This is a genomic window from Brevundimonas variabilis, from assembly GCF_014199945.1.
GTDB classification, from domain to species: Bacteria; Pseudomonadota; Alphaproteobacteria; order Caulobacterales; family Caulobacteraceae; genus Brevundimonas; species Brevundimonas variabilis.
In genome coordinates, this window is the sequence record NZ_JACHOR010000001.1 from 116,270 (window position 1) to 134,127 (window position 17,858).

Consider the following 17,858-nt stretch of genomic DNA (forward strand, 5'->3'; position numbering starts at 1 on the left):
TCTGCCTGGCGAGGGGCGCATTTGCGGCCAGGAACGGCGCGCCGGGCCATGCCGCCGCCGCCTATACCTCACGCTTTAAGCATCGTGATCCGATTGCCCGAAATGGCGGCGAGGACCCTCGAAGTCAAGGGCGCGACACGGGATGCGTTGAACCGGCGGCCTGTCAGGGCGTATGGCGGATCGCGATCCCGGCCGGATCGATGGCGCGAGGCGACTTCAATGTCCGAACCCAGACTGACGTCGCTGGCCCACGGCGGGGGCTGCGGATGCAAGCTTTCGCCTTCGGTGCTGCGCCAGATCCTGGCCGGCATGCCGCAGGCCGGGCTGTTCGCGAACCTGATGGTCGGAACCGAGACCTCGGACGATGCAGCCGTCTGGCGGCTGAACGACCATCAGGCCCTGGTGGCGACGACGGACTTCTTCATGCCCGTGGTCGACGACCCGTTCGATTTCGGACAGATCGCCGCGACCAATGCCCTGTCGGATGTCTATGCGATGGGCGCGACCCCGATATTGGCCCTCGCGCTGGTCGGGATGCCGGTCGGCCAGCTTTCGACCGCGACCATTGGCCGTATCCTCGAAGGCGGGGCCTCGGTCTGTGCGGCAGCGGGCATACCGGTCGCCGGCGGCCATTCGATTGACAGCGTCGAGCCCATCTATGGCCTGGTCGCGCTGGGCCTCGTCCATCCGGACCGGGTGCTGACCAACCGTGGAGCCCGGGCCGGCGACGTCCTGATCCTGACCAAGGGCCTGGGCGTCGGCATCTTCAGCGCGGCCCTGAAGCAGGAACGCCTGTCCCCCAAAGGCTACGCCGCCCTGATCACCTCGACGACGCAGCTGAACAGCATCGGTGCGGCGCTGTCGGGGATGGCGGGCGTCCATGCCGTGACCGATGTCACCGGCTTCGGTCTTGCCGGTCATGCGCTGGAGATGGCGCGCGGTTCGGGTCTGGCGATCGAGATCGACACCACCGCCCTGCCCCTTCTGGACGGTGTCGAGGCTCTCGCCCGCGACGGGGTCCGCACCGGGGCCTCGACCCGCAATCTCGACAGCTATGGCGAATTCCTCGACCTGCCGACGGCCTACGAGGCCTTTCGCCGCGACATCCTGACAGACCCCCAGACGTCGGGGGGCCTGCTGATCTCGGTCGCAGCCGAAAAGGCCGATGCGGTCCTGACCCTCGCCCGCGAGGCCGGGTTTCATCAGGCAGAGATCATCGGGCGGGTCGTCGACGGCCCCGTCGGCCTGCGCGTCCTGGGCGGATGATCCGGCGCACGACCGATCTGTCGGCCGCAGCCCGCGCCGGGTTTCACGCCATCATCGATGTGCGCAGCCCGTCCGAGTTCGCCCTCGATCACCTGCCCGGTGCCATCAACCTGCCGGTGCTCGACGACGCCCAGCGGATCGCCGTGGGCACCGAATATGTGCTGCGGTCCAAATTCCTCGCCCGACGCCATGGTGCTGCGATGGTAGCGCGCAACATCGCAACGCATCTGGAGACCGCGCTGGGCGACCGCGACGGATCGTTTCAGCCCCTGGTCTATTGCTGGCGCGGGGGCCAGCGGTCGGGAGCCATGGGCACAGTCATGGATCAGGTGGGCTGGCCCGTCACCGTGCTGGAAGGCGGCTACCAGACCTGGCGCCGGACGGTCGTGGCCGCCCTTTATGACCAGCCTGTGCCCGGACCGGTCGTGCTTCTGGACGGCCCGACGGGCTCGGGCAAGACGCCGATGCTGGCCCTTCTGGCCGAGCGCGGCATTCAGACCCTGGATGTCGAGGGCCTGGCCCGGCACCGCGGCTCGCTGTTCGGAGCCATACCGGGCGGCCAGCCGTCACAGAAACTGTTCGAAAGCCGCCTGTTCACGGCCATGGAGACCCTCGACCCCGCCCGCCCGGTCGTGGTCGAGGCCGAAAGCGCGCGTATCGGGGCCCGGACCATCCCGCCCATGCTGTGGGCCGCCATGGCTGCCGCGCCGGTGATCGATCTCGTGGTCCCGCCTGCCGCCCGCGTCGACCATATCGTCAGCGTCTATGCCGACATCGCCGCTGACCCTCAGGCGCTCGATACCGCCGTGTCGCGCCTGCCTCGTCACCACGCCCGCACCACCCTGAGCGAATGGCGGGCCCTGGCGGCGTCCGGCGACATCCCCGGCCTCGTCGCCGAACTGATCACCCATCACTATGACCCGGCCTATCGCAAGACCGCCGAGACGCGTGGCCGAGCCTGCCTCGCCGACATCCACCTGCCTGACGTGTCTGCGGCCGCCTCCGCGAAAGCCGCCGACGAAATCGCGGCGACCCTCTCCCGGCGGGAGAGGGCTTGAGGCTCGCAGAGCGGAGCGATGCGCCAAGCCGAAAGGGTGAGGGGCAAGTCGTGCCCGTGTCGCGCAAGACTGATCGCTGAGGCTCTCAGGCACTCAAGCCCTCTCCCGACGGGAGAGGGTCAGGCGCATTTCATCTGTTCGATCGGCCCGAGCCCCGCTAGCGTCACGGCATGAGTACCCGCTCCCGCACTGCCGCCGTCATGTCGTCGCTCAGTATCCGTGTCCTGCTGGCCCTGATGGCCGGGCTGGCGGCGGGGGCTGCGGCCCAGGCCTATGGCATTCCCGGTGGCACGGCGACCGTGGCGGGCATCGATGCCCTGGGCCAGCTCTGGCTCAATGCGCTCAGAATGACGATCATCCCGCTGGTCTTCGCGCTTCTGGTCACCGGCATCGCCTCCATCGCGGATGCCACGGCGACCGGGCGTCTCGCCATCCGGGCGCTGGTGGTCTTCGCCCTGCTGCTGGTCGCGGCCACGGCCTATGCGTTTGCGGCATCGCTGGGCCTGCATGCCCTGTGGCCGATCGATCTGGCCGAGGCCCAGGCCCTGATCGCCGGGTCTCCCGCCAGTTCCGCCGCCGCCGTCGCCGACGGTGCCAAGAGCGCAGGCTTCGGAGCCTTCATTGCCGGCCTCGCCCCCTCCAATCCGATCAAGGCCGCTGCGGACGACGCCATCCTGGGGATCGTGGTCTTCGCTATCGCCTTCGGCTTTGCCACCACCAAACTGCCCGGCCGCCTGCGCCAGCCGGTCGCCATCTTCTTCGAGGCCGTGGCCCAGGCCATGATCGTCATCGTCCAGTGGGTTTTGTGGGCCGCTCCGGTCGGGGTGTTCGCCCTGGCGCTGGGGGTCGGCCTGCGCGCGGGTCTGGGAGCGGCAGGCGTGCTGCTGCACTATATCGCTCTCGTGGTGCTGGCCTGTGTGGGCCTGATCCTGCTGATCTATGTCGTGGCTATCGCCTTTGGCCGGATCGACCTGCGCCGCTTCGCCCGCGCCGTGGCCCCGGCCCAGGTCGTGGCCTTCTCGACCCAGTCCTCTCTGGCCAGCCTGCCGATCATGGTCGAGCGCGCGGTGGGGCGTCTGGGCGTTTCCACGGCCACCGCCGGACTGGTCCTGCCACTGGCCGTGGCCGTGTTCCGGATCACCAGCCCGGTCGCGAACCTGGCCGTCGTGGTCTATTGCGCCATGCTGTTCGGGGTCGAGATCACGCTCCCGACCATGATCGCCGGAGGCCTGACTGCGATCGCCATCAGCATCGGCTCGGTCGGCCTGCCGGGGCAGATCTCCTTCTTCGCCTCGATCGCACCGATCTGTCTGGCGATGGGCGTGCCGATCCAGGTCCTGCCCCTGCTGCTGGCGGTCGAGGTCGTGCCCGACATCTTCCGCACGGTCGGCAACGTCACCGCCGACCTCGCCGCCGCCCGCATCGTCGAAGGCCGCGACGCCACCGCGGACCCGGACGCGGCAGCGGGGATTTAAGCCGCCCCTCCACCGCTTCGCGGTCCCCCTCCCCATTCTCCGAATGGGGAGGAAAACGCCTGTCCTCCCCGTCGCGCAGCGAGGGGGAGGGGGACCGCGAAGCGGGGGAGGGGCCCCGTCCGCATTCCCGCCCTGCCCGCGACCTGCCATAACCGATAACAGGTGCATCGCGGGGGAACGGACGTGAAGAAGCAGCTCAAGGGATCGGCGCCCGTGCGCCGGACGGCAGCACCGGGCCGGTCCGCCGAGACCGAACTGGTCTGCTATGTCCGCGAGGGCTGGACGCCCCGGATCGCCCCGGCCGAGCCGAAGCGCGACTGGATGAACGCCACCCAGGAAAAGTTCGCCTATCGCTGCCTGCCGCTCGCCATCGCCAATACCCACGGCTGGGAGGTGCTGAGCCCCTGTGGTTTTTCCGCCCGCTGGCACGGCGGGACGGACGTCAAGTCGGTCGAGATCGTGCTGGATGCCGGGGCCGATCCCAAGAAGGCTCCGGTCTCCTTCTTCGGCGGCGGTACCCTGACCTTCCATGTCGACGGGATCATGCGGACGTCGGAGGGCTGGAACCTGTGGGTCGGGGGTCCGCCCAATGCCATGAAGGATGCGATCGCCCCGATGTCGGGCGTCATCGAGACCGACTGGTCGCCCTACAGCTTCACAATGAACTGGCGTTTCACGCGGCCCGACACCTGGATCCGGTTCGAGGAAAACGAGGCGTTCTGCTTCTTCTTCCCCACCCCACGCGGCGTGCTGGAGCGACTCAAGCCCGAACTGCGCCCCATGGAAGACCAACCGGAGCTGCTGAAGTCCTACGACGCCTGGAGCATCGCCCGCCGCGACTTCCAGGAATGGGTCCGCACGGCCAAGCCCAAGGCCCCCGCCGACCAATGGCAGAAACTCTACTATCGCGGCCTCTATCCCGAAGGGCATCCCGGCCCCGACACCCATGAATCGCGCCTTCGACTGTCGCCCTTCCGCCAGACCGGATCGCGCCGCGTCTGCCCCGCCGGACGCAAGGGCGACTGAGCCTTGCGGCCCTGGACCGAGGCACGCAGTCGGGGGCGGGTGTGCCGGAGCAGAGGGCTCTGAACGTCACGCCATCAGCGTGGACGGCGGTCTATTGCCACCCGAAAACAGGCACCTCCCCACGCTTTTTTAAGCTTGACCATTCATCCTGACCCAAAGGCATGGATGTGCCTGATCCGGATCTATCACCGTGCCGTCTGTCGCCCTTGCTTCCGAACGCGCCCGAACGGAACTGCCACCGTTCAGCCAGGCGATCCTGGATCGCTACCTCGACGCGCACGGCCGCTACATTCGCGGCCAGCCTGGTGGCCGGCGTGCCCTGGTCAAATATCTCCAGGCTCCGCTACTTGATTTCAGAGGCCGCCAACTGGCCGAGGCCGACTTCACCGGGGCCAACCTCGAGCGCGCCAGCCTGTTGAAGGCCGGCTTCGAGCGGGCGTCCTTCTATTGCGCCAATCTGCGCGGGACGGATGCCCGGCATGCAGACTTCCGGCAGGCGGATTTTCGCGGTGCAAGCCTGCGGGGCGCGAACCTGGCCGGGGCCAAGCTCGACGCTGCCGACATGCGCCAGGCCATGCTGGCCCGCGCGGACATCGACGGCGGCTATCACCTTTGGCTGCAGGGCGATGGTGCGGATGGCGAGGAAATGCGGTTCTCGGTCGATCTCACGAACTGCTCGATGAAGGGTGTGAAACTGAACAGCGCCAAGCTGAAATGGGCCAATTTCAGTGGCGCCATTCTCCACGGTGCCGATCTGAGCGGGGCCGATCTGACCGGTGCCCAGTTCGCGGGGGCCGTCCTCACCAGTGCCCGGTTCGATCGGCTGAAGATCGATCCGTCTGCCTTTGACAAATGCGTTCTCGACCCTTCGCAGGCAGCCCTCGACCGGGTTCCGTTTCTGGAAAGCCTCGTCAACGACAACACGCGGTGGGTCGAGACGAATGGCAAGGTCGGTCAGCCTGCCACCCTCGACGGCGAAGATCTCCGCCCGCTGAACGCCCTGTTTGCCAAACGGGCCCTGACTGCCCTTTCCGCCAAAGGGTGTTGTGCCATCGGCGTCGATTTCTCCAGCGCCCAGCTGCAGGGGGCCTGTTTCGACCGTGCCGATCTGCGGGATGCCAATTTCTCATCGGCCGACCTTCGAGGGGCATCGTTCGACGGCGCGCTGCTGTGGCATGCAAGATTCGATGACGCCGACATCCGTCCGCTCGCGCTCGCGGGTGGCTCGGCCCGCGACTTCTCGTTCAAGGGAGCAAAGTTCGCGGCAGGCTGCTTCCAGAACAGCACGCGCTAGGTGCGATTTCCTTGCCAAGCGTTGGCGAGAAGGACCGCGAGGCGATAGACGGCGCGATCAGCAAATCGGGCGGTCACGCCTCCGGCGGTGGAGGAAGACTGGCCAGTTCGGCCTGCGCGCATTCCGCTTCGATGGCTTCGCGATGTCGCTGCGCCGCATCACTGAAGGCCGCAGCCAGGATGCCGGTCGGAGCGGCGATCAGACCGATCCCGGCCACGGCCGTCAGGGCCGCCACCAGCTTGCCCAGAGGCGTGACCGGAAACACATCGCCGTAGCCGATCGTGGTCATGGTGATGACCGCCCACCACAGGGAACGGGGAATACTGCCGAACTTGTCCGGCTGGGATTCGCCCTCGATCAGATAGAGCAGACAGGCCGACACCAGCATGACCATGCAGGCCGCTCCCAGCGTCAGCAGCAGTTCCGCGCGGCGCGATGCCACCGCCTCGGCCATCAGCGTCCACGCCCGACTGAACCGCCCCAGCTTGGCCAGCCGCAGGATGCGAAGAAGTCGGAACAGACGGAACAGATAGGCCGGCGTCGCCCCGGCAAAGATCAACGCGGGGGCCAGGGCCAGCAGGTCGATGATGGCCGCCGGCGAGACCATCCACCGCAACCGGCCCCACACCGGATGGGCGTATCGGGGGGTTTCCGGTGCCGTCCACAGCCTGGCGAGATACTCCACCCCGAACAGCACCAGGAACAGGATGTCCAGCCCGGTGAACAGCGTGGCCATGGGCCGGGCGATCGTGGCTTCGGTGTCCAGCACCGCGACCAGGACGGACAGCAGGATGGCAACGATCAGGGCCATATTCAGCGCCGAAAGCTTTCCGGTCCGGCCAACGTCCAGAGCGCAATGCAGGCGGGCCCGCAGCCCCTTCGGGGTTTCACTCATGACGACTGCAACGCTCCCCCTGTCGGCTGCACACGCTTAACCCGGCACCCGCTGACTGCCGCCCGACGGCCGCGACGATGCCAGCGAAAACAGTCCTCGTCGATCAGGCGTAGCCCTGCAGCGGACGAACCTCCAGCGCATCGGCCTGGATCGCCCCGATCGCCTGGGACGCCGCGAGCGCCCCGGCGGACGTCGTGTAATAGGGGATCTTCATCATCAGGGCCGTGCGGCGCAGGCTGAAGCTGTCCTGCAGCGACTGCTTGCCTTCAGTCGTGTTGAAGACCAGCTGGACGTCTCCGTTCTTCATGGCGTCGACGATGTTGGGACGCCCCTCCAGCACCTTCTTCACATAACCGACGGGCAGGCCCTGCTGAACCAGCCAGGCGTGGGTCCCGCCGGTCGCGATGACCTCGAAACCCTGTTTCAGCAACAGGCTGACAGCCTCGACGATGAAGGGCTTGTCGGCATCCTTGACCGAGACGAAGGCACAGCCAGCCGTCGGCAGGAGGGTCCCGCCGCCGATCTGGGACTTGGCAAAGGCGCGCGCAAAGGCCGGTGCCATGTCGGCTTCGTTGTCCCGTTTCCAGTCCAGACCCATGACCTCGCCCGTCGAGCGCATTTCGGGCCCCAGGATGGTGTCCACCCCGGCAAAGCGGGCGAACGGGAAGACGGCTTCCTTGACCGCGATATGGTCGTAGGGGCGGTCCGCCAGGCCGAAGCTGGCCAGTGGCACCCCGGCCATGACCTTGGCCGCGATCGCCGCGACCGGCTGGCCGATGGTCTTGGCCACGAAGGGCACGGTGCGGCTGGCGCGCGGATTGACCTCCAGCACGAAGATCCGGGGTTCGGCCGAGTGCGGCTCCTCGATCGCGAACTGCACGTTCATCAGGCCCCGAACCTTGAGCGCCCGGGCCATGGCCTCGGTCTGCCGCTTCAGCTCTGCGACGATGTCGGCCGACAGCGAGAAGGGCGGCATCGAACAGGCGCTGTCGCCGGAATGCACCCCGGCCTCCTCGATATGCTCCAGCACGCCAGCCACGAAGACCGTCTCGTCGTCGCACAGGGCATCGACGTCTACCTCGGTGGCGCGGTTCAGATAGTGGTCGATCAGCACGGGATCGTTGCCCGATACCCGCATCGCCTCACCGACATAACGGTCCAGCTGTTCGCGATCGTGGACGATCATCATGCCGCGTCCGCCCAGCACATAGGAGGGGCGCAGCACGACCGGGTAACCGACCTCGTCCGCCTTGTCCGCCGCTTCCTGGGCCGAACGGGCCAGGCCATTGGGCGGCTGCATCAGGCCGATGTCGTTCAGCATCACCTGGAACCGCTCGCGATCCTCGGCCAGGTCGATGGAGTCCAGCGAGGTGCCGAGGATCGGAATCCCGTCGGCATGCAGGGCATGGGCCAGCTTCAGCGGCGTCTGGCCGCCGAACTGCACGACGCAGCCGATCAGCTCGCCCTTCGAGCGTTCGACGTCGATCAGCTCGAGTACGTCCTCGGCCGTCAGCGGCTCGAAATACAGCCGGTCCGAGGTGTCATAGTCGGTCGACACCGTCTCGGGGTTGCAGTTGACCATGATGCTTTCGACGCCGATGTCGGCAAAGGCAAAGGCCGCGTGGCAGCAGCAATAGTCGAACTCGATCCCCTGCCCGATCCGGTTGGGACCGCCGCCCAGGATGATGGCCTTCTTGCGGTCACTCGGTTCGGACTCGCACTCCGGGATCTGGCCCAGGGCCCCGGTCTCGTAGGTCGAATACATATAGGCGGTGGCCGAGGCGAACTCGGCCGCGCAGGTGTCGATCCGCTTGAACACGGGCCGGACGTTCAGCGCGCGGCGCTGGGTGCGGACCTCGGTTTCGGTCTTGCCGGTCAGGTGGGCGAGGCGTGCATCCGAGAAGCCCTTGGCCTTCAGACGCCGGAACGCCGTCGCGCCCTCGGCTGCCCCCTCGACGCCCGGCAATCCCCGCACCCGGATGTGCCCCTCTTCGCGCACGATGTCGGCGATCTGGCGCAGGAACCAGGGCTCGTAGGAACAGGCGGCATTGACCTCCTCGACCGACAGGCCGTGGCGGAAGGCCTGGGCGATGACGCGGATGCGGTCCGGCGTCGGCATGCCCAGCGCCCGGACGACGGCGGCGCGGGCCGAGGCTTCGTCCTCGGCACCGGCCGTGCCCTCGATCTCGATCTCGTCGAAGCCGGTCAGGCCGGTCTCCAGCCCGCGCAGGGCCTTCTGCATCGATTCCTGGAAGGTCCGGCCGATGGCCATGACCTCGCCCACGGACTTCATGGCGGTCGTCAGCGACGGCTCGGCCCCGGGGTATTTCTCGAAGGCGAAGCGGGGGATCTTGGTGACGACATAGTCGATCGACGGCTCGAACGAGGCCGGCGTGACCATGGTGATGTCGTTGGTCAGCTCATCCAGGGTGTAGCCGACCGCCAGACGCGCCGCGACCTTGGCGATCGGGAAGCCGGTGGCCTTGGACGCCAGGGCCGAGGACCGCGACACCCGCGGGTTCATCTCGATAACCAGCATCCGGCCGTCGGCGGGATTGAGGGCGAACTGGACGTTTGATCCCCCGGTCTCGACGCCGATCTCGCGCAGCACCGCGATCGAGGCCGACCGCATCCGCTGGTATTCCTTGTCCGTCAGGGTCAGGGCCGGAGCGACCGTGATCGAATCGCCGGTGTGCACGCCCATCGGATCGATGTTCTCGATGGAGCAGATGATGATGCAGTTGTCCGCCTTGTCGCGGACCACCTCCATCTCGTACTCCTTCCAGCCCAGGACGCTTTCCTCGATCAGCACCTCGGTCGTGGGCGACAGGTCCAGGCCACGCTCGACGATCTCGCGGTATTCCTCGACATTGTAGGCGATGCCGCCGCCGGTCCCGGCCAGGGTGAAGGACGGCCGAACGATCGCGGGCAGGCCCACGAAGGCCAGGGCTTCATCGGCCTCGTCGATGTGGTGGATGGCCTTGGAGCGCGGGCTTTCCAGCCCGATCTTGTCCATGGCGTCGCGGAATTTCTGGCGGTCCTCGGCCTTGTCGATGACCTCGGCGCGGGCCCCGATCATCTCGACTCCGTATCTCGCCAGCACGCCCGAGGCATCCAGCGCCAGGGCCGTGTTCAGCGCCGTCTGGCCGCCCATGGTGGGCAGCAGGGCGTCAGGGCGTTCCTTCTCGATGATCTTCTCGACCATCTCGGGCGTGATCGGCTCGATATAGGTCGCGTCCGCCAGTTCGGGATCGGTCATGATCGTGGCAGGGTTGGAGTTGACCAGGATGACCCGGTAGCCCTCGGCCTTCAGCGCCTTGCAGGCCTGCACGCCGGAATAGTCGAACTCGCAGGCCTGGCCGATGACGATCGGTCCTGCACCGATGATCAGGATGGACTTCAGATCTGTGCGTTTGGGCATGGGGAGACCTAATTCGTCACGACCGCGCACTCCCAGCCGTCATAGTCCAGCTGGAAGGCCGCGGCCCAGGATTGCATCATGGCGGACACGGGCGCGAAGGATGCCTCGTCTACCGGAATGGTCGTTTCGAGAACCGTCGCGTCGTCCTGACCGGACGTCACGAACCCCGCGCGCCGGGCGACCTCGTTCAGGTCGTCGTGGTCCCCGTCGCCGTGGAAGTAGAACAGGGTGTGCCGCGGCGTGACGCCCGAATCGCCATGGGCCATCAAGGACGCGCGCACCATGGCGTCCCGCTCTTCGTGGCTGATGGCGTCGTCGTACAGGGTCGTCTCTCTCGCGCGAACGGTCGGCGACGCGGGACGCGGGCCGGTTCAGTTCGGGTTGTCGGTTAAGCGGTCCGTTTAGAGAGACGTTGACGCGGGCGCAAGGATCGCGAGGCCCGGCAGGAAGCGCGCATTGAAAAGGGCGGCCCGTCGCCGGACCGCCCCTTCACACGTTCTAGGGTCGGTGATCTCAGTAGCTCGCAGTCACGCGAAGGAAGAAGAACCGGCCGACGGGAGAGACCGGCGTGGCAACGTTCCCGAAATACGGCTGCTCGTCCGTGAGATTGTTGACACCGAAGGTCGCCGAGTATCCGTCCTTGAAAGCCCAGCGCACCGAAGCATTGTGGCTCCAGAACTCGTCTAGGAAGCCCGGATCGAACGTCTCGACATCCTCGATCGGGGTCGAGGCCAGGGTCTGCTTGGACTGGTAGTTCGAGAACCACGAGACCGTGAAGTCCTCGATTTCCCACTGCAGCGAGGCGTTGAGCGCCCACTCGGGGAAGCTCTGCTCCAGCTTGACCGGGTTGGCCAGGTTGGGGTCCGTGACGAAGGGATAGTTGTTCCGGTCCTCCAGATAGGTGCCGCTGACGCTGGCATAGACAGAACCCCAGGCCTCCTTGCCCAAGTCGGCCAGGTCCACCGCATAATTGATGTCGAAATCAATGCCAGAGGCTTCCAGCCGCGAGAAATTCAGCTGGGTCTGGAGCAGGTAGTTGAAGCCGAGGAAGGTCGGCGACGTGGCTGTCCGGTTGCGCGTGAACAGATCGCAGTACTGGTTGTTCAGGTCCGGCGCGTCGTAGCAGGAGTTCACGATGTCCTGGGCAGCCACAGCCGCGATGGCATTTTCGATCTCGATCGACCAGTAGTCGACGGTGGCCGAGAAGCCTTCGAGGAAGCGCGGCTTCAGCACGACGCCATAGGTGATCGAGACGGCCTCTTCTTCCTGGAGATTGGGGTTGCCGCCGGTCTGACCCGAGAAGCGCGCCGTCAGGGGATCCGAGAAGTTGTAGACCCCGGTGATCCCCAGATCTGCGCGGCAGTTTGCGAGACGGTTGGCGGGGTTCGGACCTGCGTTGACGTTGACCTGATCACAGGGATCGACAGGCCTGAACACGGCGGAACTGAGCGGCGAGAACAGTTCGGCGATGTTCGGCGCCCGGATGGCAACGGAATAGCCGCCGCGGAAACGGATGTCGTCCACCGGTGCCCAGATCGCGTCCGCTTTCCAGGTCGAGGTTTCCCCGATCGTCGAATACTCGCCGATGCGACCCGCAAGGCTGAGGCTCAGAACCTCGGCGAACGCGACATCTGCAAGGATCGGGAAATTCAGTTCGAGGAAGGCTTCGGAAACGTCGAAGCCGCCCTTGGTGATCGCGCTGGACTGATACTGGAAGGTGTAACCCAGCTGGTCGTAAAGGTCTGGCGTGAACTCCGAGTTCTCCTCGCGGTATTCGGCGCCGGTCGCAAAGCCGATCGGGCCGCCCGGCAGGCTGAACCACTGAGCGGTATCGCCGACCAGCGTCGCCGCGACGACCGTCTGGTCGATGGATGCCGTGTCCACGGATTCATAGCGGAGGAACTCCAGCCCTTCCGCACTGGACTGGCCGACACCGAACAGATTGATCGGGCGACAGGGCGAACCTGCCCCCGGCGTGAAGGTGGTGAAGCCGCCGAACTGCTGGATCGTGGCCCCGGGCCCGAAGTTCGCCGTATCGGTCAGATAGGAATAGCGGGGGAATGCCGCCGGGTTCAGTGTGGAGCGGCACACGATGTCGCCATTCGGGGCCCGAACGGCATCGATGGCGGCGAAATAGCGGTCTTCCAGCCTGGAAAAGCTGCGGGTTTCCTGGGTCGTCTGGCCGTAGTTCAGCGAGACGTCATAGGTCCAGCCATTGTCGAAGGCGCCGCCAAATCCGACCACACCGCGAAGGGTCTCGCGTTCATTCGTGGCCTGGGGGTCGAACAGGTCGATGTTGTCCCGGCCGATCGTGACCAGCGAAGACGCATCACCGTTGCCCGCCGCGATCTCGGCATTGACGATGTTCCGGATCGACGCGGGAATATAGGGGTTGTCCAGGGCGATCGGGATCGAGTCGTCGAAGGTGTTGTAGGGGTTGTAGGTCACCCCGCGGTTGAACGCGTACTTCAGGTCGGCATAGGGCTTGAACCGCGGCGAAACCTCATAGTTCAGCAGGATATTGAGGTTGAGAGCCGTCTCTTCGGGCAGCAAGGTCTGGTTGCTGAAGGTCTGCGGGCTTCCGTCTCCACCGAAATGCTCGGTGAAGGCACCGATCAGACCGTCGCGGAACGGCCGGATCGCGCCGGTAACCGGGTCGGCAACCCAGCACCCGACCGGGAACCCGCCGCCCGACCCCCGGCCACCGACGCTCTGCAGACAGTCGAACGTGCCGTTGCCGTCAAGGTCCGGCCGGGTCGAGAAGTCGCCGGGCCCGCCGGCAAAGCCGAAGCCATAGGGATCATAGCCGATCAGGCCGCCAATGCTGGCAATCGAGAAGGTCGGGAACTCCCCATAGAAGCGTGTGGGGGCTGCCTGGGCGCGCGCGATCAGCGCTGCCGGCGTGTTGGCAAAGCGGGGCGTCCCGTTGGCCAGCAGGATCGAACGGCCCTGTGCCTGGCTCAGTGTCACGCCCGGAGGCAGGGGGTCCCCGACCTGATAGATGGCCGCCGGGTTGCGCTTGTCGTCCGCCAGCCGGTTGTTCGCAGCCCAGTCCCGGTCGCCATAGTAAAGCTCTGCGGAATGACTGTACTGTGCGGCGACGGCGACATTGCCCCGCCCGTTGTCGAACGCCCGCCCCTGAAGGAACGATCCGTAGATCTCTTCGGTATCGCCCTGCCCGGACAGGCCCGTTTGCAGCTGCCACTCCGTCCCGACGAAATCCTTCTTCAGGATGAAGTTGACGACCCCTGTCACGGCGTCCGAGCCATAGACAGCCGAGGCCCCGCCCGTGAGAATTTCCACGCGTTCGATCAGGCCGGACGGAATGGTCGAGATATCGACTGCCGCGGAGCCTGGCTGGCCGGACACATGCCTGCGTCCATTCACCAGGACGAGGGTTCTGTTCGACCCCATGCCGCGCAGATCCAGCTGGACCGAGCCACCATTTGCCTGGGCGGTGCTCTCGGACGCCTGAAGGGCCGGGATTGTGTCGAGGGCGTCGGCGACCTCGGTGACGCCCTGCAGGGCCAGGGTCTCGGCCGTGACGACCTGGACCGGTTGTGGCGCATTTTCAGGCAGGGTCGAGATCCGCGACCCCGTGACCACGATCTCGTCAATGGTCGTCGTGTCCTCAGGATCCTGGGCAAACGCCATTGCGGGAATGGCAGACAGGGCAAACGCGGCTCCCCCCAGAAGCAGCTCCCGCAGGCGATTTGAATGGCGCATGACCCTGTTCCCTATGCCGGCCGTCGTGACCCTGAGGGAGCAGCATTTTGCTGCGGTGCAGCAAGGTCAAGTATCGGAGGTCACCGATCAAAATTCGGCAATGAGCCTGTCACTTTAAAGCCACATTCTGGAACCCGCTAGAGTTGTATCGCGTGACAAGAGAAAAGGGGCGGCCCTTTCGGACCGCCCCTCGTTTCAGCTTTCCAGGCTTGGCCTAGAACGCCTTGTAGTTCAGGCCGACGAAGAAGCGGCGGCCGTAGGGGTCGAAGTTCGAGTACAGCGTCTGGCCCAGGTAATCGGCTTGGTTGTCGTCGAAGGCGTTGACCACGCCGGCGCGGACCGACAGGTCGTCCCGCACGTTCCAGCGAACCGTGAAGTCGTGACGGGCGAAGTTGCCCGTATCGATCTGGTCGAAGTCACGGCTGTCGGCGTTCAGGACGAAGTCACGCGACTGGACGATCGTGTTGGCGGTCTGCCAGTCCGCAGTCCAGTTGATGCTGTAGGTCTCGTTCGGCGAGTAGGTGAGCGACGACGTGAAACGAACGCGCGGGTAGAACAGGTTGCCGGCATTGCTGACGAAGCTGTTCGGGTTCGTGGAGTCCAGGAAGTCGTTCTGGTCGATCAGCCACAGACCACCGATGCGGTAGTCCAGACGGCCCCAGTTGCGACCCAGCATCTCTTCGAAGTCGAAGCCGTAGTTGGCCGTGAAGTCGAGACCGCGGGTCTTGAGGGCTGCGTAGTTGATCGAACCTTCGATGAAGCCACCGACCGGATCACCCAGCGGCGCGCCAAGGCCGAACGGGATGTCCGGATTGTTGCGGAACAGGGTCGAACAGGCGGCGGGGTTCAGGGTCGGGCCGTTGACGCAGTTGTTGGCCACGGTCTGGGCCGACACGGCGGCGATCACGTTCTCGATCTCGATCTCGTAGTAGTCGAGAACGATGCTGAAGTTCGGGATGAACCGGGGCTCAAGCACGGCCGAGAAGGTGAAGGAGTTCGACTCTTCCGGCTGCAGGAAGGGGTTGCCGCCCGTCACGCCGGCGATGCCGCCGGTGTAGTTCGGGTTGAAGTCGTCGACGTTGGTGGCGGTGGCACCGGCAAAGTCGAACGTCAGACCGCGGGCCTGAGCCAGGGCCGTACAGTTGGCAATACGGTTGGTCCTGAACTCGGCGTTGCCGGCGGCATTGATGTTCAGGGTCGCGCAAGGGTCCACAAAGCCGTTGGCGAAGGTCTGGACGTTGGGCGCGAAATTCTCGCCCAGATCCGGCACCCGAACCGAGGTGTTGTAGCTGGTCTTGAACGTGATGTCCTGGACCGGACGGTAGACCAGGTTGACGCCGTAGACGTCGACGTTGCCGACCGTGGAGTAGTCCGCATAGCGGTACGATCCGCTCAGCTCGGCATACTCACCCAGGTAGGTGTCGCGGAACAGCGGCACCGACAGTTCAGCGAAGCCTTCGTTGCTGGTGTATTCGACGTTCGGGAAGTCCGGACCGGTGTTCAGGAACAGGATCCGGCCGGCCGTGTCGGCATCGCGGCCCACAGCTTCGGTCGATTCGCGACGGTATTCGTAGCCCAGGGCCACGCCGATCGGGCCGGCACCCCAGAAGTCCCAGAGCTGGCCGGAGACCGAGGCGATGCCCTGCTCCTGCTCGTTGCGCTCGCGAACATTGATTTCGGCACCGATGTAGTTGATCGCTTCCGCGCTCTGGTTTCCGACGCCGAAGACGTTCAGCGGCTGGCAGGCGTTCACGGCAGCAGCGCCGACTGCGCCATCACGCAGGTCGTTGTTGCCGAACCAGTAGTCGTCGACCACGCCGCCGCGGGCTGCGATCAGGCGCGAGCGACAGACGATGGCGTTTGGCGTGCCCAGGACACCGGCGGTGTCGCGGACAGCGTCAGCCGCCAGATTGACGCGAACCACGTCCGTGCCGGTCTCGGTGTTGACCGTTTCAGCCTCACCGTAGGTATAGGACAGATCCCAGTTCAGGTTCTTGACGAACGAAACCTGGTCGTAGGCGCCCTGGAGGCCAACGACGTAGCGCTGCAGTTCACGGGTGTTGAACTGGTTGCGGTCTTCACCGAACAGGGTGTGACGGGCGAAAGGAGCCGCGACGGTGCCGGTGGCAACGCTGGCAGCACCTGCGACCGGCGGTGCATAGGTCGTGAGGCGGTTGTTCTGGATGGCCGTGCGCAGGTTGGCCGGCAGATAGGCGTTGTCTGCCAGGCTGATGCCGAACACGTTGAAGCCATAGGCAGGCTGGACTTCGCCGGTCGTGACGGTGTCACGGATGATGAAGTCGTAGAAGTCCGGCTGCGACGAGAACGCCGTGTCTTCAGTGATGTATTTGGCTTCGGCATAGGCCGTGATGCTGTCCGAGACCTTGAAGTTGGCACCGACCTGGTAGCGCTGCGACTCGGATTCCGGGACGCGCGTGATGGTGCTGAAGGCTGCGGGCTGATCGCCGTCACCGTCGATGGTCAGAGGGCGGCTGGCACCGGTGTTACCGATGCGCTGACCGAAGTTCGCGAGACGCGCATTGGCCCCTTCGAACACATAGGTCAACGTCGGATCGACCGAATAGCACAGGCCGCTCGTGGCCGAGGCGCAGGTCTGGAACGGGACGTCCGGGTCGTTCAGGTCGCTGGCCTGCTGGTTGTTGGCCAGGGTGGTCTGACCCCAGCGCGGACGCTGCAGGGTGCGGTAGCCGGAGAAGACGCGCGAATCGAGATTGCCGTCGAAGCGGGCATTGGTCGGGTCGGCATCGATGCCGACGAGTCCCGAGGCGTTTTTCAGCCAGTCGATGTCGATCGACTGCACTTCGTCCAGCTTCTCGTATTCGGCAAAGGCGTACAGGTTCAGACGGTCGTCGAACAGGTTCACGCCGCCCAGAGCCGAGATGCGCTTGGTGGCTTCGCCATTGTCGTTGATCTGGCCATAGTTGGCGTCGATCTCGAGACCCTCGAAGTCCTTGCGCAGCACGAAGTTCAGAACGCCCGAAACAGCGTCCGAACCGTAGACCGAAGCGGCACCACCGGTGACGATCTCGATGTTCTGGATCAGCAGGCGCGGGATGGTGTCGACGTCAACCGCCAGCGAGCCGCCGAGCGAACCGACGTGGCGACGACCATCGACCAGGGTCAGGGTCCGGCCGGCACCCAGCGAGCGCAGGTTCGGCAGCGACAGACCACCGATGCCGAGCGAGCCGGTCGTGTCCGACGGAACCGTGGAGTTCGACAGGGCAGGAATTGTGGCCAGATAGTCGATGACGGTCGACTGACCGGTGGTCAGCAGTTCCTCACGGGAAACCTGGATCAGCGGGGTCGGAGCATTCGTCGGGTCGCGGCGAACGCGCGAACCCGTAACGACGATCTCGTCAACCGTCACGGCCTCTTCGGCAGGATCCTGGGACACGGGAGCCGCAGGAGCAGTCTGGGCGATCGCAGGCGCGGCGGCGACGGCCAGAAGGCCGGCCAGCATGGAGCTTGTAAGCAGGTTGATACGAACGGATTTCATGAAGCTGTACTATTCCCATTGAACAAGTGCAGACCTGCATCACGCAAGCCGGATGGCCGGCACAAGCTCTCTGAGATGCCCTCAGGTCAATCCATTTGTGTCAAAAACATTTTCATCGCGTCATTTTGTCGTCGCGTATGTGTTCTCAAAGCAATACATAAAAAATACATTGTTATCTTT

General features: G+C 65.4%; 10 protein-coding genes. 5 read left to right on the top strand and 5 right to left on the bottom strand.

Features of this window, described 5'->3' with window-relative positions:
• The first annotated feature begins 219 nt into the window (after positions 1 to 219).
• From selD to GGR13_RS00565, 5 genes are all read left to right on the top strand, one after another.
• Positions 220 to 1,266 (top strand): selenide, water dikinase SelD, encoded by a 1,047-nt coding sequence (gene selD / locus GGR13_RS00545; protein ID WP_183211517.1) that lies wholly within the window; start codon positions 220 to 222, stop codon positions 1,264 to 1,266.
• Positions 1,263 to 2,324 (top strand): tRNA 2-selenouridine(34) synthase MnmH, encoded by a 1,062-nt coding sequence (mnmH, locus tag GGR13_RS00550; RefSeq protein ID WP_183211518.1) that lies wholly within the window; start codon positions 1,263 to 1,265, stop codon positions 2,322 to 2,324. Before selD ends, mnmH begins: the two co-directional genes overlap by 4 nt.
• Before the next feature lie 170 nt (positions 2,325 to 2,494).
• Entirely contained in the window at positions 2,495 to 3,799 is a 1,305-nt protein-coding gene (locus GGR13_RS00555; RefSeq protein WP_183211519.1) for a dicarboxylate/amino acid:cation symporter, read from the top strand.
• Between the two features lie 183 nt (positions 3,800 to 3,982).
• Entirely contained in the window at positions 3,983 to 4,825 is an 843-nt protein-coding gene (locus tag GGR13_RS00560) for a DUF6065 family protein (protein WP_183211520.1), read from the top strand.
• Positions 4,826 to 5,015: 190 nt separating this feature from the next.
• Entirely contained in the window at positions 5,016 to 6,119 is a 1,104-nt protein-coding gene (locus GGR13_RS00565) for a pentapeptide repeat-containing protein (RefSeq protein ID WP_183211521.1), read from the top strand.
• 73 nt (positions 6,120 to 6,192) lie between these two features.
• Here GGR13_RS00565 and GGR13_RS00570 read toward each other — a convergent pair whose 3' ends face one another.
• The 5 genes from GGR13_RS00570 to GGR13_RS00590 all read right to left on the bottom strand — a co-directional run bounded on the left by GGR13_RS00570 (position 6,193) and on the right by GGR13_RS00590 (position 17,678).
• Positions 6,193 to 7,014: an ion transporter gene (locus tag GGR13_RS00570; protein ID WP_183211522.1), complete on the bottom strand. Its 822-nt coding sequence runs from the start codon at positions 7,012 to 7,014 to the stop codon at positions 6,193 to 6,195.
• 103 nt (positions 7,015 to 7,117) lie between these two features.
• Entirely contained in the window at positions 7,118 to 10,435 is a 3,318-nt protein-coding gene (gene carB, locus GGR13_RS00575) for a carbamoyl-phosphate synthase large subunit (RefSeq protein WP_183211523.1), read from the bottom strand.
• An 8-nt stretch (positions 10,436 to 10,443) separates the two neighbouring features.
• Complete coding sequence (locus GGR13_RS00580; RefSeq protein ID WP_183211524.1) at positions 10,444 to 10,719, bottom strand: hypothetical protein; 276 nt, start codon at positions 10,717 to 10,719, stop codon at positions 10,444 to 10,446.
• 229 nt (positions 10,720 to 10,948) lie between these two features.
• Entirely contained in the window at positions 10,949 to 14,161 is a 3,213-nt protein-coding gene (locus GGR13_RS00585) for a TonB-dependent receptor domain-containing protein (RefSeq protein WP_183211525.1), read from the bottom strand.
• 214 nt (positions 14,162 to 14,375) lie between these two features.
• Positions 14,376 to 17,678 carry a TonB-dependent receptor domain-containing protein gene (locus GGR13_RS00590; protein WP_183211526.1) on the bottom strand — a complete coding sequence of 1,101 codons (3,303 nt, stop codon included), beginning with the start codon at positions 17,676 to 17,678 and terminating at the stop codon, positions 14,376 to 14,378.
• Between the last annotated feature and the right edge of the window lie 180 nt (positions 17,679 to 17,858).